Source organism: Fictibacillus solisalsi, from assembly GCF_900103485.1.
Lineage (GTDB): Bacteria > Bacillota > Bacilli > Bacillales > Fictibacillaceae > Fictibacillus_C > Fictibacillus_C solisalsi.
This window is the reverse complement of record NZ_FNHW01000001.1, coordinates 2,080,372-2,104,541: the sequence shown is the minus strand read 5'-3', so window position 1 is coordinate 2,104,541 and position 24,170 is coordinate 2,080,372. Positions and strand designations below refer to the sequence as shown.

Here is a 24,170-nt window from a genome sequence, read left to right as displayed (position 1 = left end):
TCCAACGAGTTGCACTTTATTTATGATAGCATACGTTTCATAGTCTGTTCACATTTTTAGAATGATTATTTTCTTATACATGTTATAATGGATTAGGATAATTACTGCAGTTTTATGATGAGAAAAAGGGGGTGAGTGGGATGCACATCCTTGTTGTCGGTTTAAATTACAAAACCGCACCTGTTGAAATTCGAGAGAAAGTTTCATTTCAGCCAACTGAATTGGCGGAAGCACATAAGGCATTGCGGGCAAGAAAAAGTATTCTCGAATGCACAATTGTTTCCACCTGCAACCGTACAGAAGTGTATGCGGTCGTCGACCAGTTACATACTGGCCGTTATTACATGAAATCTTTTCTTGCAGAATGGTTCTCCATTGAGACGAATGACTTGAATCCATTTCTTTTTATTCGTGAGGAAGAGATTGCTGTAGAACATTTATTCAGAGTGGCTGCCGGGCTGGATTCAATGGTATTGGGGGAAACTCAAATTCTTGGACAGGTCCGTGACAGTTTTCTTCTTGCACAGCAAGAGGGAACAACAGGTACGATTTTTAACCATCTTTTCAAACAGGCAATAACACTCGCAAAGCGATCCCACTCCGAAACAGAAATCGGGGAAAACGCCGTGTCAGTAAGCTATGCCGCGGTTGAGCTGGCAAAGAAAATCTTTGGCGGCCTGGAAAAAAAGGATATTCTAATTGTCGGTGCCGGTAAAATGGGTGAATTAACAGCGAAGCACCTTCACAGCAACGGTGTTGCCAGTGTCCATGTCGTGAACCGGACGTTTGAAAAAGCGCTCGAGCTGGCCGGACGATTCAATGGGACTGCACACCCTATGGAAGAATTGGGCAGTGTGCTTAACATCGCTGACATTGTTATTACTTCAACTGGATCAGAATCTTATGTCATCACAAAGGAAATGGTTCAATCCGTTCTCAAGCAAAGAAAAGGCCGTCCGCTGTTTATGGTGGATATCGCTGTTCCGCGCGACTTGGATCCAGGTTTAAACGAGTTGGAAAGTGTTTTTCTTTATGATATTGATGACCTCGAAGGCATTGTCGAAGCCAACCTGGCAGAACGTAAGAAAGAGGCGGAAAAGATTGAAATTATGATTGAAGGCGAAATTGTAGCCTTTCAATCATGGGTGAACATGCTCGGCGTAGTGCCGGTGATTACAGCACTGCGTGAAAAAGCGCTCGCTGTACAGGCAGAAACAATGCAAAGCATTGAACGGAAGATGCCGCATTTGAGTGATCGTGAGAAGAAGGTGCTGAGCAAGCATACGAAAAGCATTGTCAATCAGTTGCTCCGCGATCCGATTGTAAGAATTAAAGAGCAGGCTGGGGAACCTGGGGCAGATCAAGCGCTTGAATTTTTCACCAAAATTTTTGCGCTTGAAGATGAGGTGAAACGGCAAGAGCTGAAAACGGAAAAAGAAACATCAAAGTTACGTGAAGCATCTCCTTCCCTGCCTCTGTAAAGGAGATGTCACTGGGCTCCTAGAGGGGAGTTTCTGATATGCAAAACGCAAATTGGATATACGATACGACCATTATTTTATATGCGCTGAGCATTATAGGTTATTTTATCGACTTTTTACAAAACAACCGGAAGGCTAACCGAATCGCCTTCTGGTTGCTTTCTATTGTCTGGGTACTGCAGTCGGTTTTTTTCGTCCAGCGTATGGTTGAAATGGGGCGCCCGCCTATTTTGACGCCTTTCGAGGGCTTGTTTTTTTATGCATGGATATTGGTCACCTTATCGTTGGTGTTAAACTGGTTTTTCAGAATCGATTTTTTGGTTTTTTTCACCAATGTGCTCGGTTTTCTGATCATGTCTATTAATCTGTTTGCTCCGGGTGAACGGGTCAGTGACGAAATGTCGACCAGGCTCATTTCCGAGCTTTTGGTCATACACGTGACCATGGCATTTATCTCGTACGGCACGTTTACGCTTTCGTTTATTTTTTCAATTATGTACCTGCTGCAGCACAGGCTGCTGAAACAGAAGAAGTGGAACAAACGACTTCAGCGCCTTGGCAGCCTTTCTACGCTGGAACGGCTGTCCTACGGCTTAAATATAACAGGAGTACCCATTCTTTTATTGAGTTTAATATTGGGTGTCATCTGGGCATTCTTAAAAGTACAGGACTTTTCACTGCTAGATGCAAAGGTGATTTCATCCTTTGTGGTTATTGCAGTGTACAGTATCTTTTTGTATCAAAAAGTAGCCAGGGGACTGCAGGGAAAAACCCTCGCTGTGTGGAACACGGCGGCCTTTCTGATTGTCCTGATCAATTATTTTCTGGCATCGACGCTGACCGAATTTCATTTTTGGTATCAGTAGGTAAACGGCAATCTTGTAGGAGGTTTTAAATAGATGAGAAAAATCGTAGTAGGATCAAGACGAAGTAAATTGGCGCTAACCCAGACCAATTGGTTTATTGACCAGTTAAAAGCTCTCGGGTGCCCTTTTGAATTTGAGGTAAAAGAAATCGTTACCAAAGGGGATGTCATCCTTGACGTAACGCTTTCCAAAGTAGGGGGCAAAGGGCTGTTTGTAAAAGAGATCGAGCAGGCTCTTTTAAACAAAGAGATTGATATGGCTGTACATAGTATGAAAGATATGCCTTCAGTACTTCCAGACGGCTTGATGATCGGGTGTACACCTAAGCGTGTAGATCCTCGTGATGCGTTTATTTCAGAGAAATACAACTCTCTGCAAGATCTTCCGTCCGGCGCGGTCGTTGGTACAAGCTCCCTGCGCCGCGCTGCTCAAATTTTGAACGCAAGACCGGATCTTTCTATTAAGTCCGTCAGGGGTAATATTGATACACGGCTCGGAAAATTGCGTTCAGGAGAATTTGACGCGATTATACTCGCTGCGGCAGGCCTTGAGCGTATGGGCTGGTCCAGTGATACGGTAACAGAATACCTGTCTGTCACCACAAGTCTTCCGGCGGTGGGTCAGGGAGCATTGTCAATCGAATGCAGAGAAGACGATAAAGAGCTCATTCATTTTCTTCAGCAAATAAATGATAAAGAGACGTTTGAAACGGTAATGGCGGAGCGGGCTTTCCTTTACACACTTGAAGGCGGCTGCCAGGTGCCGATTGCGGCTTATGCGGAAAAAACAAAAACAGGCGAGATTTCTTTAACCGGTCTTGTGGGAACTCCTGATGGAAAAACCATCATAAAAGAACATGCCGTTTCAAATGATGCACAAAAGCTTGGTGTTGAATTAGCTGGCACTCTGAAAGATAAAGGAGCAGCAGATATTTTAGAGAAGGTAAAGAAAGATTTGGGCATATGAATGCCAGTCTGTTAACGGGAAAGACAATTGTAGTTACTAGGGCAGTTGAACAATCCCGGAAGCTCTTATCCAAATTGCGGGAGGAAGGGGCAGAAGCGGTCAGCTTTCCGGTGATGCATATTACAAAAGCAGAGCCGGGCGCTACTGCAAAAGAAATAAGGCGGGAATTTGATGCCTTTGAGTGGGTCGTCTTTACAAGCATCAACGGGGTCCGCTATTTCTTTGAATGGCTGCAAGCCGAGAAGTTGTCCCTGGCTGGCATGAAGATTGCAGCCGTGGGGCGAAAAACAGCAGAAAGTCTGGAACGACAGGGAATTTATGTGGATTTAATCCCTGAACGATTTGAGGGACGGGAGCTCGCAGCTCTCTTAAAGCGCACGGTTACACCAGGCAGCAAGGTGCTGGTTCCTAAAGGTAACCTGGCGAAGTCAACCGTTAAAAAAACGCTTGCCGGAATAGCGGACGTCACGGAAATGATTGTTTATCAAACAAAAAAGAACCCTGTTCTAGATGCCGGGCAGCTTCCAGCCAAGGTGGACTTGCTCCTTTTTATGAGCCCTTCGAGTATCTCATTTTTTAGTGAGACCATCGGCAGCCGGCTGGCTGATTATCAAGACGTTCCCGCTGCCTGTGTTGGACCGGTAACTGCTTCAAGAGCAAAAGCAACCGGCTTTCGTAAGCTGATTACTGCCAATGATTATACGGAAGAAGGTATAATAGACACGGTGAGGATTTTTTTCGGAAAGGGGAAACAATGATGAACTTTAAACGACACCGACGATTGCGCACAAGTGAAAGCATGCGTGCGCTAGTCAGAGAAACACATTTGCATACAGATGATCTCATCTATCCGATCTTCTTTGTAGAAGGTGAAAAGGTCAAGCAGGAAGTGCCATCAATGCCTGGCGTTTACCACGTATCTCTTGACTATCTTTATGAGGAAATGCAGGAGCTAGTGGATCTCAATATCCGTTCTGTTATGGTATTTGGCGTGCCGGATCATAAAGACGAAGTCGGCAGCTCGGCTTATGACCATAACGGAATTGTCCAAAAGGCGATCAAAATGATTAAGGAGAGATTTCCACAGCTTACCGTGATTGCCGATACGTGTTTGTGCCAGTACACAGATCACGGCCATTGCGGCATTATCAGAGACGGAGAAGTGCTGAATGATGAATCGCTTGCAGCATTGGCGAATACAGCGGTCTCCCAGGCAAAAGCGGGAGCCGATGTTATTGCTCCATCCAACATGATGGATGGATTTGTAACGGCCATTAGAGCAGGGTTGGACGAAGCCGGATTTCTAAATGTACCGATCATGTCCTATTCTGTTAAATATTCATCTGCTTATTACGGTCCGTTCCGTGAAGCAGCTCACAGCTCTCCGCAATTTGGTGACCGAAAGTCATACCAAATGGACCATGCTAACCGCATGGAGGCTCTTCGTGAAGCTGAATCTGACATTGAGGAAGGTGCAGACTTCCTAATGGTAAAACCGGCCTTGGCTTACCTTGATGTACTTCGTGAGCTTAAGGACCGCTATCCGCTCCCTCTTGTTGCCTATAATGTGAGCGGGGAGTATTCCATGATTAAAGCGGCGGCCCAAAACGGCTGGATTGATGAAGAAAGCATTGTGATGGAGACGCTGACTGGAATGAAACGCGCAGGCGCTGATTTAATCATCACTTATCATGCAAAGGATGTTTCACGCTGGTTAAACCGTTAAGGACAGGAGGTTATAAACATGAGAAGCTTTGAAAAATCAAGCGCTGCTTTCCAGGAAGCAAAAAAGTATATGCCAGGCGGTGTAAACAGCCCGGTGCGTGCTTTTAAATCGGTGAATATGGATCCGGTATATATGGAAAGAGGAAAAGGCTCCAAAATCTATGATATTGACGGCAATGAATACATTGACTACGTTTTGTCATGGGGGCCGCTTATTTTGGGACATGCCGATGAGAAAGTCGTAGATTCCTTGAAAAAAACCGCTGAACTGGGCACCAGTTTTGGGGCTCCTACCGAGTGGGAAACAAAGCTTGCGGAGCTTGTGGTCGAAAGAGTCCCTTCCATTGAAATTGTCCGAATGGTCAACTCTGGAACAGAAGCGACAATGAGTGCGTTGCGTCTGGCCCGAGGCTATACCGGCAGGAACAAGATTTTGAAATTTGAAGGATGCTACCACGGCCATGGGGACTCCCTTCTCATTAAAGCCGGCTCAGGAGTGGCTACACTGGGACTGCCAGACAGCCCGGGAGTTCCTGAGTCCATTGCCAAAAACACGATAACCGTTCCGTACAATGATCTTGAAAGTGTCCGTTTTGCCTTTGAACAGTTCGGTGAAGACATCGCGTGTATCATTGTGGAGCCAGTTGCCGGAAATATGGGTGTTGTCCCTCCGCAAAAGGGATTCCTTGAGGGTCTTCGTGAAGTAACAAAACAATACGGTTCACTGCTGATTTTTGATGAGGTAATGACCGGCTTCCGCGTCGATTACAACTGTGCGCAAGGCTATTTTGGCGTAACACCTGACCTTACCTGTCTGGGCAAGGTAATCGGTGGCGGCCTTCCGGTCGGTGCCTATGGCGGGAAGAAGGAAATCATGGAGCAAGTAGCTCCGAGTGGCCCGATTTATCAGGCAGGTACACTTTCTGGAAATCCTCTCGCCATGGCGGCAGGATATGAAACGCTGTCCCAGCTGACTCCTGAATCGTACAAAGAATTTGTAAAAAAGGGAGACCGTCTGGCAGAAGGAATTGCAGCGGCAGCTGAAAAATACGGAATCCCGCACAGCCTGAACCGTGCCGGCTCTATGATTGGATTCTTCTTTACAGACCAGGATGTTGTGGATTATGAAAGTGCCAAAACTTCCAATCTGGATTATTTTGCGTCTTATTTCAAGACGATGCTGGAAGAGGGTATTTCCCTTCCTCCATCTCAGTTTGAAGGATTGTTCCTTTCTACCGCACATAGTGATGACGATATCGAAAAAACAATAGCGGCTTGTGAAAAAGCATTTTCCCAGCTGAAAAAATAAGTGTATTGCGAACGGAAATACACTATTTCCATGGCAAGAATGGGGAACATCCCTTTCAACAAAAAAACTGCACCGGTTATACCGGATGCAGTTTTTTTGTTGTGCAAACAAGAAACTAAATCTGCGGCTTCCTCTTTCTTGCTTTTCCAATCATATTTTTACCAACCTGTTCATAATCCTGTAATGTATGATATTTGGCTGAAAGGAGGAGAAAGGCGTTGAATCCATCGAAACTGCGTTTCTCCATTGAGGAGTCGGTCTGGTTAAAGAAAGGACAGGAAGTTGCGGAAGTTTTATCAATGGCCATGGAGCCGGAAATTCAGGTTACAGAGGAAAATGGCCAGGTTTGTGTTAAAGGAGCCCTGAAGCTGCATGGTGAGTACCGTCCATGTGTATTGGATGAGGGCGGTTCGCTTAATTTGGAGACCGGTTCGCTAAGAGAGCAGGTATCCTACCGATCATTGACCCAATTGAAAATGAATGATGAAGGAATTGCAGAACTTGATCACCGGTTCCCGGTAGACATCACGATTCCATCATCGCGTGTGCCGCGGCTGGAAGAAGTTTTTATCCTGGTTGATGCCTTTGATTATGAACTCCCTAATCCGACATGCCTGGAGCTGACGGCGTCTGTTTCCATATCAGGGATTCTCGACAGCAATGAAGAAGCTGGCGAACGAGAGGAAGAGGAGTTTTCGGAACAACCGGTTGAAGAAACGTTTGAATCTTTCACAAGCAATGACGAGGAAGAAGCGTTTGAATCTTTCACAAGCAATGACGAGGAAGAAGCATTTGAATCTTTTACAAGCAATGACGAAGAAGAGGCGGTTGAAGCCTTTGAAATTCCTGCTTTTGAGGCGAGGTATGAAAACGAGCAGCCTGAAGAACAGGAGGAAGAGACACCAAGGGATGCGGAAGAGGAAATCTTTGCGCCCTTCTCCTTTGAATCCAAAAAGCATTTTGAAATGCCTGTTCCGGATCAACCGGAAGTGGATGATTTCTTAGAGCCTGCCATCTACTACAACCGGCAGGATGATGATTATTCATCGCTTGCAGAAGAGCCGGCTATGAAAACGGAGGAAGAACAAGGTGAAGAGGCAGAAGAAGAAACGGCGTTTCCGGCGCTTAAATCGATATCCTACTATACACCTTCATATACACCGCCTGTACCGCCAGTGCCCGCGTTTCAACAGGAAGAAACCGTTACAGTGGAGGACAGCTGGGCTGACACCGATTCACATGATTACGCACAGATCGAAGAACAACGGCCTGACACCGATTCACATGATTATGCACAGATCGAAGAACAACGGCCTGACACCGATTCACATGATTACGCACAGATTGAAGAACAACGGCCTGAAACCTATTCTCCGTTCTCTTATGCACAAACCGAAGATGTCGTTACCGGTGAAAATGCAGAACATGTTTATGAAGAAGAGCCAGAAGAAGCGGAGCATACTGCCCCTTCACGAAAAGAAGAAAATGCTTTGTATCTGACAAAAATGCTTTCCGGTAATGAAGAAAAGTTTTCAAAAGTAAAAATGTACATTATCCAGCGGGGAGAATCGTTGGACAGTATTTGCGAGCGGTATGACGTTTCCATCCATTCCTTACTCAGGGTGAACAGAATCAACCAGGAAGAAGTCAATGAAGGCCAGATTATTTACATTCCCTTCTCGCATAGCCGTTAGGGGCGGTGGAAGAGATGACCATACTATTTGAGATTAAGAAAAATTATGAACTTCAAAAGGTAACCTGGAAAGAAAAAGATATTCTTGTGAATACCGATTGCGGGGTAAAACAAATCCGAATCTGGAAGGATCGCGCGCTTCTTGACTGGCATGTCCGGTGGAGAGATGAGGTAGGCAAGAACAGTCTCGCTGTTGCTGACCGGATGATACGGACATCAGAAGGCAAGCCGTGGGTGGATATGGGAAGCGAGTATTTGACACTTCATGATTATGTCGAAGGAACACATGAACGAAGTGGCCATGAAAAAAGGTGGGGCTTATTGATCGGCAACATGCTGCAGGCAGGGCTTGAACTTCAGGAGGAGTTCAGCTCCGTTACAAAGGAAGATCACTATTCGTTTGATGCCTGTCTCGCGGCCATCCATAAGCTGAGTAAAGAATACAATGAACTGGTGAGTGTAAAAAACTCACTGCCGGAAGCAAATAAACGGCTTAATCTTGCAATGGAACTAAAAAAAGCTTCAAGCCATGTACCGCTGCCGCTGTTTGATTCGGACACCCACATGAACAATGGCGGACAGATTTTCAATATCCTGTTTTACCGGGGAAGCGATGACTATCCAGAGCACGGATACCAGCCGCTGCGCAGGCTGTTGACAGAGTGGCTGAAAGAGTGCGGCCCGTATTCGCTCAGGAAACTTTTAACCTGTATAAACGAACATTTTTCACTTGAGAGGGAACAGGGGTATTTGCTTCTTGCAGAGATTTTAACGCCATGGGAGCTTCAGGATTGCGTGGTTCAGTTGAAAAATGAAGAGCTGGCCCACATCGTCAGTTATGTGAAATCGTTTGAACAAGATTGGGATTTTAACAGAATTCTTCTCCACTGTTTTACCGACTGGATGGACGATAAACGAAAGAGGGTGGCCCTGTGAGCCATTCAAACGAAACGGTTAATTATGGTCCGATTCTGTTTCAATATGATCTCTATCCCGAAAAAATTGAGGAAGTAGGCAAAGTCAAAAAGGTAATTTCCAGAAGAGGGACATTTGCGCTGAAAGAAACCTCATTGAATGAAGAAGAAGCGAGCTGGTTTACTCATGTGATCCACAGGTTGTCCGAAATCGGCTATCACCAAATTGTCCCGCTCTATCCTACAAAGTACGGAGACTATACGGTGCAATATGGCAACAGAACCTATTACCTGATGCCCTGGTTTGCGGGGGGAGACCGGTTTGGATTAACAAGGGAAGAAGCGATCATTGAAGAGATCGGCAAGATCCATTTCTTGACGCTCAAGGAGCAGGACTTCTCTCCTGAAGTGGTAGATCATTCGTTTCAGTATTTGATGCAGCGCTGGGAGTCCCGGCAGCTTGAGATGGAACGGTTTGCGGAAGAGTCCGAACGCATGCCGTATATGTCTCCTTTTGAACTGACCTATTTGAGCCATTTCCATCATATGATGAGAATGGCTGAAGACGCCAAACGTCGTCTGAAGGACTGGTATGATGCGTGTCATTCCGAAAAGCGGTACCGAAGTGTGCTGTGCCACGGCAAACTCTCGCGTAATCATTTGTTATATTCCCATCACGGAGAGCCGCATCTTTTAAACTTTGAGAAAGCTGTTTTGGATACGCCTGTAAGAGATTTGGCGGTCTTTTTTAGAAAAGCAGTACACCTTTCAAACTGGACGAAGGAAGAGGGAGGACGGCTTTTATCGCTGTATCAGAGGCATATCCCGCTCCTGGACGAGGAAAAAAGCCTGCTCGTCAGCTATATCAGCTATCCTGAACCCCTTTTTCACTCCGTTGATTTATATCGGCATCAAAGGGAGCGGTACAGTCAAATTGAGTTTGTCCACAGACTTGAAAAGCGGATTTCGGCAATGCGGCATATCCGTGACTTCTGTGACCTGATCCTGACACCACCGCCACCCCAGCCTCTGGATACCAATATAAACACTGATCACATATAGATTTCTATATGTGATCTTTTTGATTTACAGGACTTCATAGGAAAAACAAAAATGCAGAATAGCCAGGATAAGAATAATCATGAAGTCAATGCCGGACGGAAAAAGGATGGTACGGATAATTTGGAATACAATAAGCGGTATGGTAAATTGGCTGACCACGTCCCGTGCGGCCCGCAGCCATTCAGGCACCTGGAATTTAAATGGCGGTCTTCGGTTTCTTTTAAAATAGCGTCTTGGCATCATAATCCTTCCTTCGTTCATCTGGGTTAATAACCAGGTTATTCATTAGCGTTCTCCAGTGTGAATAAAACCGTGAATGCACCATTTTGTTTTGGGTGAATAGAATAATTGTTACAACAAAGGGGAAAGCTATTGACGTTTTCCCGATTCACTAGTTAAAATAGGATATGATCAATAAAATGATATGAATTGCGTTGAAAGGGAAGAGTACACCGACTGTCCTTAAAGAGAGGAAAATCAAAGCTGAGAGATTTTCTAAGGAAACAGCGCTGGAAGGTCGCCCTGGAGCAGCTTCTTTGAAAAGAGTTTGTTCTTTTTAGAAGAAGACGGCAAAAACCGTTATCCGTCAATGAGTGTGCAAAAAGCCATGTTTTTGCTTTTTGCAAACAAAGGTGGTACCGCGAACATGCTTCTTTCGTCCTTTGAGACGGAGGGGCTTTTTTTATTGGAAAGATGAAGGAGGAGACATTCATGTCGACGGAAAAACAAGAACTTTCAATGCCGACGAAATATGATCCGAAGGCAACCGAAGAAACCTGGTACAAGTACTGGGTGGACGGCAAATTTTTTGAAGCAACAGGCGATGAGGAGAAAACACCATACTCCATCGTAATTCCGCCGCCAAACGTTACCGGTAAGCTGCACCTCGGGCATGCATGGGACACTACCCTGCAAGATATCTTGAGCCGTGCCAAACGGATGCAGGGCTATGATGTATTATGGCTGCCAGGAATGGACCATGCGGGAATTGCGACTCAGGCGAAAGTCGAGGCAAAGCTCCGTGAACAGGGTACTTCCCGGTATGACTTGGGACGGGAAAAGTTTCTGGAGAAAGCCTGGGAGTGGAAGGGCGAGTACGCAGAATTTATCCGAAAGCAATGGGCAAAGCTGGGTCTTGGCCTCGATTATTCCCGCGAGCGCTTTACACTTGACGAAGGGTTGTCCGACGCTGTCCGTGAAGTATTCGTCACCCTTTACAAAAAAGGTTTAATTTACCGTGGGGAATATATCATCAACTGGGACCCAGAGACGAAAACAGCGCTCTCTGACATCGAAGTGATCTACAAGGATGTTCAAGGTGCGTTCTACCATATGAAATATCCTTTGGCGGATGGGTCCGGCCATATCGAAGTGGCAACCACCCGCCCGGAAACCATGCTTGGGGATACAGCAATCGCTGTTCACCCGGAAGATGACCGTTACAAGCACCTCATCGGCAAAAAAGCGATTTTGCCAATTGTAGGCCGCGAGATTGAGATTGTAGGAGACGATTATGTCGATATGGAATTTGGCTCGGGTGCGGTGAAAATCACACCAGCTCATGATCCGAATGACTTTGAGATTGGAAACCGCCACAATCTTGAACGTGTCCTCGTTATGGATGAATCCGGAAAAATGAACCAAAATGCAGGCGACTATCAAGGCATGGACCGCTTCGAATGCCGAAAACAAATCGTGAACGATCTTCAGGATGCGGGTGTATTGTTCAAGATTGAAGAGCATATGCATTCTGTCGGACATTCCGAGAGAAGCGGTGCTGTTGTTGAGCCTTATCTATCCACTCAATGGTTTGTAAAAATGAAGCCATTGGCCGAGAAAGCGATCGAGCTTCAAAAAACAGAAGAAAAAGTGAACTTCGTGCCGGACCGTTTTGAAAAAACCTACCTGCACTGGATTGAGAATATCCGCGACTGGTGCATCTCAAGACAGCTGTGGTGGGGGCACAGAATCCCGGCCTGGTATCATAAGGAAACAGGTGAAGTTTACGTCGGTCATGAGGAACCCCAAGACGTGGATAACTGGGAACAAGATACGGATGTTCTTGATACCTGGTTTTCTTCCGCACTTTGGCCGTTCTCCACAATGGGCTGGCCGGATGAGGATTCGATTGATTTCAAACGGTACTATCCTACCAATGCACTTGTAACAGGCTATGACATCATCTATTTCTGGGTTGCCCGCATGATCTTCCAGGGGATGGAGTTCACTGGCAAACGCCCATTTAACGATGTTCTCATCCACGGCCTGATCCGTGACTCAGAAGGACGCAAAATGAGTAAGTCACTCGGAAACGGTGTCGATCCGATGGATGTAATTGAAAAGTATGGTGCCGATGCGCTTCGTTTTTTCCTTTCCACTGGTAGCTCACCGGGGAATGATCTTCGTTTCTATTGGGAAAAGGTAGAATCCACTTGGAACTTTGCAAATAAAATCTGGAACGCTTCCCGCTTTGCCCTCATGAATATGAATGGCTTAAAAGAGGAAGAAATTGATTTGACTGGTGACCTGAATCTGGCGGACAAATGGATTTTAACGCGGTTCAATGAAACAGCAGAAAATGTGACAAGGCTGATTGATACGTACGAATTTGGTGAAGTTGGGCGTCTTATGTACAACTTTATCTGGGATGACTTGTGTGACTGGTATATCGAAATGGCGAAATTGCCGCTATACGGCGAAGACGAGGCAGCTAAGCAGACCACCCGTTCCGTACTGGCATATGTTCTGGATCGCACGCTGCGTCTCCTCCATCCGATTATGCCATTTATTACCGAGGAAATTTGGCAGCACCTTCCCCACAAAGGTGAGTCCATTACAGTTGCAGAATGGCCGAAGAAACGTGAAGATCTCCACTTCCCTGAAGCGGCTCAGGATATGAACCTGGTGACCGAGATGATTCGAACCGTCCGCAACATACGTTCTGAAATGAATGTCGCTCCAAGCAAACCGATCGAACTCCAGATCAACGCGAAGAGTGGAGAGGTTCTGCAAGCATTGGAAGCCAATCGTGCGTACCTTGAGAAATTCTGTAACCCAAGTTCATTGAAGCTGGGAACTGGACTATCAGCACCGGATAAATCCATGAGTGCGGTTCTTACGGGAGTAGAAATGTATCTTCCGCTTGAAGGACTGATCAATCTTGAAGAAGAAATTCAGCGCCTTGAAAAAGAAGTTGAAAAATACAACAAAGAAGTCGAGCGTGTTCAAAAGAAATTGGGCAACGAAGGCTTTATGAAAAAAGCGCCTGAGAAAGTAATTGAAGAAGAACGGGCGAAAGAAAAAGACTACAGCGAGAAACGCGAGAAAGTTCTTCAGCGTATTCAGGAATTAAAAGCGTAAAAAAGGAGCCTGAAAGTGGTTAATCACTTTCAGGCTCTTTTAAGTTCGCGGCGATATGCTCCATATAAAGTCTGGCGATATTAATGTCGGAAGTAGCGCTGAGTGTCCTGCTTCCGACCACATCTTCCACCTCATTAAAGATAAAAGCTCCTTTTTCATCTAGAAGAAAATCGATGCCGGCCATTCCAATATCAAAACAAGAAAGGATTCGTTCAACGAGGGCGGTCTGTTCGGGCTGCAGATGATAAAATTCCGCCTGGCCGCCGAGCGAATAGTTTGCCCTGAAATCATTCGATGAACTTCGGAGAACGGCACCTGCAATTTTGTTGCCGACGACAAATACCCTGACATCCTTCCCGGCATCTGGCGCTAATTTTTGAAGGATCCATTCTTGCTCGGGATGTGTAGACAATGCATTTTGAAGATCTTTATCTGTACTCACAAGATGAACCTGTTGGCCCCCTCTTCCTGAAGAAAGCTTAGCCACCAAAGGAAAATCAAAAGGCATCGATTGCATCTGAAAAAAAGAGGGATGTATGAAAATAGTGTCCATCATCGGGATGCCCGCTTCAGCAAGGAGCTGGTGGGTCCGTGCTTTGTCATTGGCCACAGCTGAAACCGATGAGGAATTAAAGAGCTTGAGTCCCATTTTATCCAGCTGTCGGGAGAGAAGGGGCTGAATGGTACGGACGACAGCAAAGTGCGGCAATTTCATCTCTTTTAAGTCATAGTACAAAGAGAGTTTGTTATCCTTAACTCCAAAGGCAAACTTCTCCGCAAACTTCAATTCAAGCGAAAGACCGGCCAAGGCTGCTTCCGCTTTAAGCCAGCCGATAAAGGAAGCGTTTTTTACAGCGTCCGGTTCACTGTATATTAACCAGCCTGCTTTCATGATTGAATTGTCCTTAAAATGTGATTCATCATATCGTCGGCAACATCAATTCCAGTACAATCAAAAATGCTTCGAATATGGGCGTTGGAATTGATTTCACAAACAATTGGGGTGCCGTCTTCACCAAAAAGCAGGTCCACTCCCGCAAAGGCAGTTCCTGCTGCCTCTGCACAGGCGGCAGCCAGCTCTTCCTGCTCTCTGGTCGGAGTATAAGGCTCTGTTTTTCCGCCGAAACTGACATTGGCGCGAAAATCTGTATCTGAATATCGCAGCATGGAAGCCACCGCTTTTCCGCCCACAATATTGATCCGGACATCGCGGCCGTAGCTTGAGACAACCATCTCCTGAAATACATACTCTGTGTTTTTTAATATCTTCATCAAAGCAAGCAGTTCCACTTCATTTTGGACAAGGTGAACCTGCATGCCAAATGATCCATACGCTTCCTTTACGACCATCGGAAATCCGATTTCCTTGATCACCGTAGCGTAATGGCTGTCATCGTAAAGTTCACCGAATACTTTAGGTGCTATAATGGTTTTTGGAAACAGGATGCCATGGTTGGCAAGCGTCTGATACATCCTTGACTTGTTGTCGCAGATTTCAATCGAGTCTGCAGAGTTAAAGACCGGTATTCCCTGGTTTTCGAGCTGTCTTGCAAGAAAGATATCTTTATCGCCAAAAAGAACAAAGTCCGGCCGTTCTTCTTTTAAACGCCCGGCAAGAAAAGGTGTTCCCTTCTTAAACGAAACAAGCAAATCATTGTTTTTGATGATAGTAGGTTTGATTCCTTTCTTTCGGGCAGCTGACGCCGTCCATCGGGCAAAATCCATAAATTTCTTTTGCGGCAGGTTGCCGTTATAAATAATCCAGCAGGAAATTTGTGACATGGTATTCCTCCGTATATCCATAGCTATTCAAAAGCTAAGTAAAAGTCTATTTTATTTTATCCTTCTCGTAGAGATATCACAATAAAAAGGAGGAAGCAGATGTGTTTACATCCTATAAGGATATCAATGAATACCTGCAGCTGAAAAATACCGGGGAAATGAAGATGGGTCTTGAACGAATGAGGTCCGTCCTTCAAAAACTGGACCATCCGGAAACGAAGCTTACCTGCATTCATGTGGCAGGTACAAACGGTAAGGGATCCACCATCCAAATGATGGCTTCCATCCTCATAGAGCAGGGATACAGGGTCGGTACGTTTACTTCTCCGTTCCTTGTGAATGTCAGGGAGCATATGCAAATCAATGGAACGATGGTTTCAGACCGGGAACTGAAAGAAATCCTTGACCAGATGAAACCGTTGATTTCTGAACTTGAAGAGGACGGTCTTGGCAGCCTGTCCGAGTTTGAAGTGGTGACAGCGGCGGCGTTTATGTATTTTCACCAATCCTCCACCGATCTTTGTTTAATAGAGACGGGGCTCGGGGGCACAACGGATGCAACCAATGTTATTACGCCGGTTCTTTCGGTGATCACCAGTATCGGCTATGATCATATGAACATGCTCGGTTCGACACTTTCAGAAATATCGTCCCACAAGGCAGGAATCATTAAAAACGGTGTTCCGATAATCACAGCCGTTGGGCAGGCAGAGGCTGCAGCTGTCATTGAACAGCGTGCCACCCAATGTTCCTCCCCATGCTTCCGGCTTGGACACGAGTTCAGTGTTCTTTCTGAAAGAAGTGGAGGAGGGAAAGAGATTTTTTCATTCAGCTCTTTTTATTCCAAAAGAAGACAAGTGGAATTAGGGATGGCAGGTGAGCATCAAGTAAGAAATGCTGGCCTTTCATTAATGGCGGTTGATCTTTTAAAACACGAAATGAACTGGGTTATTGATGAGGATTCTGTCATTTCGGGACTTAAAAAGGCGCGATGGCCTGGAAGATTTGAGGTGCTGGAAGGTGTGCCAACTATTATTCTCGATGGAGCACATAATCCTGAAGGCATTCGCGCGTTGGGTGAGACACTGAAAAGCCACTTTGGCGGCAGAAGCGTTCATGTTCTTTTTGCAGCATTGAAGGATAAAGATACTGGAGAAATGCTGAAGCCGTTGGAGAAAATCAGTTCTTCCATTACCTTTACAGGTTTTGAACACCCACGTGCAGACTGTGGAAAAGCACTTTTTGAGAAAAGTGCAATGGTTAAAAAAACATATACGGAAAACTGGCAGGAAGCACTGAAGCACCTCCTGCAATCCACAAAGGAGGAAGAAGTGCTTCTTGTCACTGGTTCTCTGTATTTTATTGGAAAGGTGAAAGCTTTTTTTATAGCCATTAAAGAGTGAATATAAACTCTCCTGCCAAATGTCCGATAGTAAAGTAAACATAGGTTGTAAAAGATGATTGGAGATGGTGTGACCAATTGGAAAATGCCTTTATTTTATTTATTGGGCTGGTTATCGGGTCGTTTTGCAATGTTGCGGGGCTCCGGATTCCGCAAAAGAAATCGATTGTATATCCTGGTTCCAGCTGTCCCGCCTGTGATCGGAAGCTTGGCTGGTATGAGATGATTCCGGTGGTATCCTGGGTGATTCAACGGGGGAGTTGCAGAGGATGCAAAGAGAAAATCCTGATTCTTTACCCGGTAACAGAGCTGCTTACGGGTTTGCTTTTTATGTTTTCGCTGCTTTTGCTGGACTGGTCCTTTGAATTGCTCCTTATATGGTCACTCATTTCCATGCTGGCCATTATCACGGTCTCCGACCTGGTGTATATGGTCATCCCTGACTGTATTCTGTTGTTTTTCGGGGGGCTCTTTATCCTTCTTCGATCCTGGGTCCAGATTGGCTCGGCATGGGATCCCCTTTTCGGGTTTTTGCTCGGATTCGGGCTTCTATATACCATTGCAGCCACATCAGGAGGAGGTATGGGAGGAGGAGATATAAAGCTGATGGGGGTTGCCGGTATTGTTCTTGGGTGGAAGGCCGTCCTGCTTGCTTTTATGCTCGCTCTCTTTTTGGGTGCCGTTTTTGGTACTGCCGGTTTAGCTTTAAAACGCCTGAACAGGAAACAGCGTATCCCATTTGGTCCTTTTCTGGCAGCAGGAATCCTTTTGTCCTACTTTTTTTATGAAGAGATAGCAGGCTTTTATTTCAGTCGGATTCATTAAAGAAGTTTATTCTATTAATCCTTCTTTTTGTTCTATGAAATCGGCACAGGGCATATCCTGTTTACTAGATGATAGAACAAAGGAGCGGATAGACATGAAGGAGCAAAAGCCGGTTACAGTACTGATCAACGGCAAAGCCACTTCCTGCAAAGAAGGGAAGAACGAACAGGAAGCGAGCACAAAGGAAATTGCCGCGGCTGTTTATACAGAGGATAAGGCAGCCTGGGAAATCATTGAAGGTGAAGAGTCCGGAAAAGTACTGGATTTTAAAAAGGTATTAAACCCTGTGCCCCGTCCTTCTGCCCTAAAGAAGCTTGGAAATAAACGACGAATGCTTCTGCTCAGAAGAAAAAGAAACACAACCCCATTTTCGAAACCCTGGATGACAGCCGCTATAGCGGCCATTATCACCGGCTGCACGTTTGGAGCAATTATTCTTATGCTTTTTACGGGCGAGTCGGCGTCTACCGAAGCTCAGATCGTCTCCTCCCGGCAGGCCAAACTCAATTCCACAGCGAGCGCACCGGCGACCATCGCCAGCGTTCCTTTGAACTTTCATGCGGTACAGAACGGACTGTTCTCCACTGAAAAAAAGGCGGAGGAGGTCAGTTCAAGGCTTAAAGAACAGGGGTATGCAGCGGCCATTTATAAACAAGGAGCAAATTATTCTGTTCTGATTGGGCTCGGCAATAAGAAGGAACAGGCAAAATCTCTTGCAGATACGTATCAATTGCAGGGTGTAGATGTGTGGCAGAAACAACTTGATGCCACGTATTCCAACTTGAAAATCACGCAAAAAATGGATGAGCCATTTATCGTTAACGGCAAGATTTTGCTGCAAAATGTGATCACACTTTCCCAGGTGCCTGAACTGAGTAAAAAAGCAAAAGCATCCATTAAGCAGGATTATGAAGGATGGAAGGAGTATGGTGACAAGCAGGATGAAAAATGGCCATCGAAGCAGAGAAAAGCGGCAAAGGCTTATGAACAGCAAATCTCTGCAGCTCTGGGTAAGCTGACCGGTACACGTTCAAAGGAAGTTGACTGGCAGCTCCAACAAGCGGTACTCGACAGTTTCATTTCCTATACGAGGTTCCTCGATACCTTAAAATAAGAGAATGAAAAGCCTGGGACGATGTCTCGGGCTTTTTTGAGGGGATAAAACCGACATTTTTTAAAAGATATTGTAAAATGTAGACATAAACAGGCAAGTATTGGCGAAAAACTAAAGGAACGAATATGAAACGGATTGGTTATTGTCTAACTGTGGAGATTTTGATATGCTTAATTCAATCTCCTGTCAACAGACGGTACGTTACCCGTTCATGTAAAAGGGTGATTAAATGAAACGCCTCATATTAGCCTCTTCTTCACCTCGAAGAAAAGAACTTCTTTCAATGAACCTTCTCTCGTACGAAGTTATTCCAAGTACTATTCAAGAGGTCATGGATCCCTCATTGTCACCTGAAGAGCTTGTTTGTTCGCTTGCCAGGCAAAAAGCGGAAGATGTATTCAGGCTGTACCCGGATCATGTTGTGCTCGGTGCAGATACGATTGTCGTGAACAATGGTACCGTTTTGGGAAAACCAGCGGGAAGAAAAGAAGCCATTGATGTTCTTCATTCGCTGTCGGGCCGCACACACACTGTCTATACAGGGGTTTCCATTCTTGCAAAAGAAAGGGAACAACTATTTTTTGTCTCTACTGACGTGACGTTTTGGGAACTGTCGGATGCAGAGATTGAAAATTATGTGAACAGCGGTGAACCGTTTGATAAAGCCGGCAGCTATGGGATTCAGGGGCTGGGCGCAAGGCTCGTCCAGTCGATCGCCGGAGATTTTTACAGCGTGGTGGGATTGCCCGTATCCAGAGTGGTAAAAGAGCTTGAAAGCTTTGGGATCAGCGCAGTCAGTCAGGAAGATGAAAAATAAGGAGGAATACGTAAGTGGCAGAAATACCGCTTATGATTCGTGATTATCCTGTTGAAGAACGCCCGCGTGAGCGAATGCTGACCAGCGGGCCGGGAACCCTGGCAAACCATGAACTACTGGCGATTATACTGAGAACCGGATCCAGAAGGGAGTCCGTTCTTCAGCTGGCAAACCGCATCATTCAACATTTTGAAGGACTGCGCTTGCTAAAAGATGCAACAATAAGTGAACTGAAAGAAATTTATGGCATTGGAGATGCGAAAGCCGTCGAGCTTCTCGCAGCCATCGAACTTGGAAGGCGTATCAGCAGACTGCCGTTTGATGAACGGTTTGCGATCCGTTCGCCGGACGATGGTGCACAATATTTGATGGATGAACTCCGCTTTTTGCAGCAGGAGCATTTTGTCTGTCTGTATTTAAATACGAAAAACCAAGTGATTTATAAAAAAACGATATTCATCGGAAGCCTGAATTCATCGATTGTCCATCCAAGGGAAGTATTTAAAGAAGGATTCAAACGATCGGCGGCTTCCATTATTTGTTTTCACAATCATCCAAGTGGTGATCCTGCTCCAAGCAGGGAAGACATCGAAGTAACCAAAAGATTAGTAGAATGCGGCAAAATGCTTGGTATAGAGCTTTTGGACCATATTATTATTGGCGATTTAAAATACGTAAGTTTAAAAGAAAAAGGTTATGTTTAACATTGTCATTTGCGCTTTTGTTAGCGTATAATCATATTTATGAGTTTTGCTTGATGAAAGGAGTTACATAAATGTTTGGTGGATTTTCAAGAGATTTAGGGATTGATTTAGGGACTGCAAACACTCTTGTTTACGTGAAGGGTAAGGGTGTTGTTGTGCGTGAACCTTCCGTAGTAGCTTTGAGAACAGATACAGGATCAATTGAAGCAGTAGGTAACGCTGCAAAGAACATGATCGGACGTACACCAGGAAATATCGTGGCTGTTCGTCCAATGAAGGATGGAGTTATTGCAGATTTTGAAACAACCGCAACCATGATGAAGTACTTTATCCAGCAGGCACAGAAAAACCGTTCTGTTTTTGCAAGAAAACCGAATGTCATGGTATGTGTTCCGTCCGGGATTACAGCCGTTGAAAAACGCGCAGTAGAAGATGCGACCAAACAAGCAGGAGCCCGCGAAGCCTATACCATTGAAGAGCCTTTTGCGGCGGCAATTGGTGCTGATCTTCCGGTATGGGAGCCGACAGGAAGCATGGTAGTGGATATTGGCGGAGGTACAACTGAAGTGGCGATCATTTCCCTTGGCGGAATTGTCACAAGCCAATCCATCCGCATTGCCGGAGACGAAATGGATGATGCGATCATTCAGTACATTAAGAAAACCTACAATCTTATGATTGGTGAACGCACAGCTGAAACACTTAAGCTTGAAATTGGTTCTGCAGGCACAGCTGATGGAATTGAAAACATGGATATCCGTGGCCGTGACCTTTTGACCGGTTTACCAAAAACCATCACGATTACTGCTGAGGAAGTTTCCAGTGCACTGAGAGATACGGTAAACAGCATCATGGAGGCTGTTAAAGTTACACTTGAAAAGACCCCTCCTGAACTGGCCGCCGATATTATGGACCGTGGAATTGTGCTGACTGGAGGAGGAGCTCTGCTCCGCAACCTGGACAAGGTAATCAGTGAAGAAACCAAGATGCCTGTAATCGTTGCTGAAAATGCTTTGGATTGTGTTGCTGTTGGAACCGGACGTGCGCTTGAAAATCTGCACCTTTTCCGTTCAAAGGCAGGAATTACTTCCCGTTCGAAAACAAAGGCTTAAGAAGGTGTTTGGATCGTGCCACAATTTTTCTCGAACAAGCGGCTTATCATTCTTCTTGCGAGTATCATAGTTTTGGTGGCAATGATCGGTTTTTCTATGAAAGATCGCAAGGAATTAAGCTGGCCGGAACAATTTTTAAAAGATACGGTTGGTGTAAGCCAGTCGCTGTTTTATAAACCCGCTAACTCAATAGCGGGTTTCTTTGAGAACTTATCTGAAATGAAAAATATGTATTCCGAAAATAAAAAACTGAAATCAAAGCTCGACGAGTATGCGGAGCTGTCTGTCAGTGTTCAAGATTTAAAGGAAAAGAATCGAAGCTTAAAAGGCCAGTTGGAAAAGGAAGCGGACCTTTCCGAATATCAAGTGAAGGAAGCGACCGTAATTGGGAGGTCCCCCGACCGCTGGAACAAATTTATTTTTGTGAATCAAGGCTATAAAGATGGGGTGAAAACGGATATGGCTGTCGTTTCACCACAAGGCTTTATTGGTAAAGTGACCAGAGTAGCTGCCTTCCATTCTACGGTTCAGCTGATCAGTGACAATGATCAGAATAACCAAATATCTGCAATCGTAGAAGGAAACAAGCGCATTTTTGGTACGATTGAGGGCTATGATTCTAAAAAACAATCCTTGTTGTTTAAAGAGATACCCGTCAACGCGACCATTAAAAAAGGGCAGAAGGTAATCTCTTCCGGGCTGGGTGAAGCATTTCCAAGAGGTTTGCTGATCGGCACGGTTGCGGATGTTAAGGCGGATCAATCCGGTCAGACGAAAACCGCCTATGTTAAACCTGCTGCGGATTTGTTTAATCTCAGCCGTGTAACAATCCTTGAACGGACCATGCAGCAAATGGATGAGAACGAATTTAAAGCAAGGGAGGAAGGATAATGAGCAAAATTCTTCTTCCTTTTATAACCTATATTGCCTTTGTAGCGGAAAGCACGGTGATGCAGGTGCTGGCACCCGAACATTATGGCTGGGATTTCTTAATGATCCCCCATTTTGCCATGGTGTTGATTATTTTGATGTCCTGCTATTTGAAACCATCGTATGGTATTGTGTACGGTATGATTTTCGGGCTGTTGGCGGATTTGATTTATACCGACCTGATTGGGGTATATATGTTTTCAACCGCGTTGGTTGCCTATTTCATAGCCGTCCTGTCCCGCTATCTTTTCAGTAACTTTTTTGTTACGATTTTACTGAGTATTTTGGGAGTTGCCGGTCTGGAATTTCTGGTATACGGCTTAAACTCTCTGACCGGGATAGCTGATGTGAGAATGGCTGACTTTTTCTACGACCGGCTTTTGCCGACGTTGATTTTAAATGCTGTATTTACGATTATCGTTTTTTATCCCTTTGCTAAGCTTTTGAGAAAGATAGAAGGATAAAAAACGCTACCCGAAAACTGATGGAATGAAAAAAGGATTCCACAATAAGTTGTCGAATGAAAGTATGTTGAGGTGAACGATGGCAATGGCACAAAAACTCCAACATAATGTAACCATAAAAGGTACAAAAGACGGTCTCGTTCTGCTACTGGATGACTTGTGCTCTTTTGAGCATCTTGTCGAAGAGCTGAATGATAAATTATCCGACGATCATGGGCAGTTGCTGAATGGACCGCTTATTTCAGTCATTGTCAAAACAGGTAACAGATATCTGACCGATCAGCAATCAGGACTCATCCGCGAAATTATCGGGCAAAAGAAAAATCTCGAGATCAAGCGGTTTGAAACCAATGTCATTACGGTTGCCGAAGCGGAAGAAATGAAAAAAGAAGCACAAATCATGCGTGTTTCAAAGGTGGTTCGCTCGGGTCAGGTCCTTAGTGTGCAGGGGGATCTTTTGCTGATTGGCGATGTAAACCCCGGAGGTACAATCATGGCAACAGGCAACATTTTTGTATTAGGTTCCCTGAAGGGGATTGCCCACAGCGGTTCCTCTGGCAACAGGGAAGCCGTTATTGCCGCTTCTGTCATGAAGCCCACCCAGCTCCGAATTGCCGATATGATCAACCGGGCGCCGGATCATTACCCTGAACATGGGCATGAAATGGAGTGCGCCTTTATTTCCGATGAGGAAGATCAGATCTTGATTGACCGGATCAGCATCGTACATAAAATCAGGCCAGAGCTGAATCGTTTATAGTAAGAAAGGGGAATGAATCATGGGAGAGGCAATAGTCATTACTTCTGGGAAAGGGGGAGTCGGGAAAACCACGACTTCTGCAAATATTGGTACATCCCTCGCTCTTTCTGGCAAAAAAGTGTGTCTAGTTGATACAGACATCGGTCTTCGCAATCTTGATGTTCTGATGGGACTTGAGAACCGGATCATTTATGATTTAGTCGACGTTGTGGAAGAACGCTGCAAGCTTCATCAGGCGCTTATCAAAGACAAGCGGTTTGAATGTTTATTCCTCCTTCCGGCTGCACAGACCAAAGATAAAAGCTCCGTCCAACCGGAACAAATGAAAAAAATTATCTCGGAATTGAAACAGGATTATGATTATGTCATCATTGACTGTCCGGCAGGAATCGAACAAGGATTCAAAAATGCGGTAGCGGGCGCCGACAAATCCATTGTGGTCACCAATCCTGAGATCTCATCCGTCCGTGACGCAGACCGCATCATCGGTCTTCTCGAGCAGGAGGAGATGGAAGCACCGAAACTCATCGTTAATCGAGTACGGAATCATCTGGCCAAGAGCGGGGATATGCTGGATGTGGATGAGATTGTGTCCATTCTTGCCATCGAGCTCATCGGTGTTGTGGTGGATGACGAAAATGTGATTAAAGCAGCAAATAAGGGTGAGCCCATTGCGATGAGCCCGAACAGCAAGGCTTCGATTGCTTACCGGAACATTGCAAGACGAATCCTTGGGGAATCGGTTCCCCTTTCCACCATTGAAGAGGAAAAAGGTTTTTTTTCCAAAATCAAAACATTGCTTGGCATGAGATAAACGAAAGCCTTCAGACGCGTAAGAATGGATGACGCGTCTGAAGGCTTTTTCAGTGCCTGTTGATTTCCTG

At 45.3% G+C, this 24,170-nt stretch carries 23 protein-coding genes and 1 other annotated feature; of the genes, 20 read left to right on the top strand and 3 right to left on the bottom strand.

Annotated features, from left to right (window positions below):
- Positions 1–140: 140 nt before the first annotated feature.
- The 9 genes from hemA (at position 141) to ysxE (ending at position 10,016) form a co-directional block, all read left to right on the top strand.
- Positions 141–1,481 carry a glutamyl-tRNA reductase gene (gene hemA, locus BLT53_RS10845; RefSeq protein ID WP_090234779.1) on the top strand — a complete coding sequence of 447 codons (1,341 nt, stop codon included), beginning with the start codon at positions 141–143 and terminating at the stop codon, positions 1,479–1,481.
- A 38-nt stretch (positions 1,482–1,519) separates the two neighbouring features.
- Entirely contained in the window at positions 1,520–2,347 is an 828-nt protein-coding gene (locus BLT53_RS10840) for a cytochrome c biogenesis protein (RefSeq protein ID WP_090234776.1), read from the top strand.
- A gap of 33 nt (positions 2,348–2,380) precedes the next feature.
- Positions 2,381–3,313: a hydroxymethylbilane synthase gene (gene hemC / locus BLT53_RS10835; protein ID WP_090234773.1), complete on the top strand. Its 933-nt coding sequence runs from the start codon at positions 2,381–2,383 to the stop codon at positions 3,311–3,313.
- The gene (locus BLT53_RS10830; RefSeq protein ID WP_090234771.1) at positions 3,310–4,071 is read left to right on the top strand and encodes a uroporphyrinogen-III synthase; all 762 of its coding nucleotides are present in this window, start codon (positions 3,310–3,312) and stop codon (positions 4,069–4,071) included. The genes hemC and BLT53_RS10830 overlap by 4 nt, the downstream gene beginning before the upstream one ends.
- Positions 4,068–5,039, top strand: coding sequence for a porphobilinogen synthase (hemB, locus tag BLT53_RS10825; protein WP_090234769.1), 972 nt, complete (start codon positions 4,068–4,070; stop codon positions 5,037–5,039). The genes BLT53_RS10830 and hemB overlap by 4 nt, the downstream gene beginning before the upstream one ends.
- Before the next feature lie 18 nt (positions 5,040–5,057).
- On the top strand, positions 5,058–6,347 hold the full coding sequence (hemL, locus tag BLT53_RS10820) for a glutamate-1-semialdehyde 2,1-aminomutase (RefSeq protein ID WP_090234767.1): 1,290 nt from the start codon (positions 5,058–5,060) through the stop codon (positions 6,345–6,347).
- Positions 6,348–6,565: 218 nt separating this feature from the next.
- Positions 6,566–8,041, top strand: a complete 1,476-nt coding sequence (locus BLT53_RS10810) for a LysM peptidoglycan-binding domain-containing protein (protein WP_090234763.1) — start codon at positions 6,566–6,568, stop codon at positions 8,039–8,041.
- Between the two features lie 14 nt (positions 8,042–8,055).
- Positions 8,056–8,976: a hypothetical protein gene (locus BLT53_RS10805; protein ID WP_090234760.1), complete on the top strand. Its 921-nt coding sequence runs from the start codon at positions 8,056–8,058 to the stop codon at positions 8,974–8,976.
- The gene (gene ysxE / locus BLT53_RS10800; protein ID WP_090234759.1) at positions 8,973–10,016 is read left to right on the top strand and encodes a spore coat protein YsxE; all 1,044 of its coding nucleotides are present in this window, start codon (positions 8,973–8,975) and stop codon (positions 10,014–10,016) included. Before BLT53_RS10805 ends, ysxE begins: the two co-directional genes overlap by 4 nt.
- 24 nt (positions 10,017–10,040) lie before the next feature.
- Here ysxE and BLT53_RS10795 read toward each other — a convergent pair whose 3' ends face one another.
- Positions 10,041–10,256 (bottom strand): hypothetical protein, encoded by a 216-nt coding sequence (locus BLT53_RS10795; RefSeq protein ID WP_090234757.1) that lies wholly within the window; start codon positions 10,254–10,256, stop codon positions 10,041–10,043.
- A gap of 185 nt (positions 10,257–10,441) precedes the next feature.
- Positions 10,442–10,682: a binding site (T-box leader), on the top strand.
- Positions 10,683–10,727: 45 nt separating this feature from the next.
- On the opposite strand from BLT53_RS10795, the gene BLT53_RS10790 reads away from it, so the two are divergent.
- Positions 10,728–13,376, top strand: coding sequence for a valine--tRNA ligase (locus BLT53_RS10790; protein ID WP_090234754.1), 2,649 nt, complete (start codon positions 10,728–10,730; stop codon positions 13,374–13,376).
- 19 nt (positions 13,377–13,395) lie between these two features.
- Here the strand turns inward: BLT53_RS10790 and BLT53_RS10785 are convergent, their stop codons facing one another.
- Both BLT53_RS10785 and BLT53_RS10780 read right to left on the bottom strand, forming a co-directional pair.
- Positions 13,396–14,268: an ATP-grasp domain-containing protein gene (locus tag BLT53_RS10785; protein WP_090234751.1), complete on the bottom strand. Its 873-nt coding sequence runs from the start codon at positions 14,266–14,268 to the stop codon at positions 13,396–13,398.
- Entirely contained in the window at positions 14,265–15,158 is an 894-nt protein-coding gene (locus BLT53_RS10780) for an ATP-grasp domain-containing protein (RefSeq protein WP_090234749.1), read from the bottom strand. Before BLT53_RS10780 ends, BLT53_RS10785 begins: the two co-directional genes overlap by 4 nt.
- Positions 15,159–15,259: 101 nt before the next feature.
- Between BLT53_RS10780 and BLT53_RS10775 the strand changes: the two genes are divergently transcribed.
- The 10 genes from BLT53_RS10775 to minD all read left to right on the top strand — a co-directional run bounded on the left by BLT53_RS10775 (position 15,260) and on the right by minD (position 24,100).
- Complete coding sequence (locus BLT53_RS10775) at positions 15,260–16,561, top strand: bifunctional folylpolyglutamate synthase/dihydrofolate synthase (protein ID WP_090234747.1); 1,302 nt, start codon at positions 15,260–15,262, stop codon at positions 16,559–16,561.
- 77 nt (positions 16,562–16,638) lie between these two features.
- Positions 16,639–17,385, top strand: a complete 747-nt coding sequence (locus tag BLT53_RS10770; RefSeq protein WP_090234744.1) for a prepilin peptidase — start codon at positions 16,639–16,641, stop codon at positions 17,383–17,385.
- A 94-nt stretch (positions 17,386–17,479) separates the two neighbouring features.
- Entirely contained in the window at positions 17,480–18,499 is a 1,020-nt protein-coding gene (locus tag BLT53_RS10765; RefSeq protein ID WP_170834312.1) for an SPOR domain-containing protein, read from the top strand.
- A gap of 229 nt (positions 18,500–18,728) precedes the next feature.
- On the top strand, positions 18,729–19,316 hold the full coding sequence (locus BLT53_RS10760; protein WP_090234739.1) for a Maf family protein: 588 nt from the start codon (positions 18,729–18,731) through the stop codon (positions 19,314–19,316).
- Between the two features lie 32 nt (positions 19,317–19,348).
- On the top strand, positions 19,349–20,020 hold the full coding sequence (gene radC, locus BLT53_RS10755) for a RadC family protein (protein WP_090236829.1): 672 nt from the start codon (positions 19,349–19,351) through the stop codon (positions 20,018–20,020).
- A gap of 71 nt (positions 20,021–20,091) precedes the next feature.
- Complete coding sequence (locus BLT53_RS10750) at positions 20,092–21,132, top strand: rod shape-determining protein (protein ID WP_090234737.1); 1,041 nt, start codon at positions 20,092–20,094, stop codon at positions 21,130–21,132.
- Positions 21,133–21,147: 15 nt separating this feature from the next.
- On the top strand, positions 21,148–22,023 hold the full coding sequence (mreC, locus tag BLT53_RS10745) for a rod shape-determining protein MreC (protein WP_090234736.1): 876 nt from the start codon (positions 21,148–21,150) through the stop codon (positions 22,021–22,023).
- Positions 22,023–22,526, top strand: a complete 504-nt coding sequence (gene mreD, locus BLT53_RS10740; protein ID WP_090234733.1) for a rod shape-determining protein MreD — start codon at positions 22,023–22,025, stop codon at positions 22,524–22,526. The genes mreC and mreD overlap by 1 nt, the downstream gene beginning before the upstream one ends.
- 85 nt (positions 22,527–22,611) lie before the next feature.
- A complete protein-coding gene (minC, locus tag BLT53_RS10735; protein WP_090234732.1) occupies positions 22,612–23,286 on the top strand; it encodes a septum site-determining protein MinC in 675 nt (224 codons plus the stop codon).
- Between the two features lie 19 nt (positions 23,287–23,305).
- The gene (minD, locus tag BLT53_RS10730) at positions 23,306–24,100 is read left to right on the top strand and encodes a septum site-determining protein MinD (RefSeq protein ID WP_090234729.1); all 795 of its coding nucleotides are present in this window, start codon (positions 23,306–23,308) and stop codon (positions 24,098–24,100) included.
- Positions 24,101–24,170 lie beyond the last annotated feature (70 nt).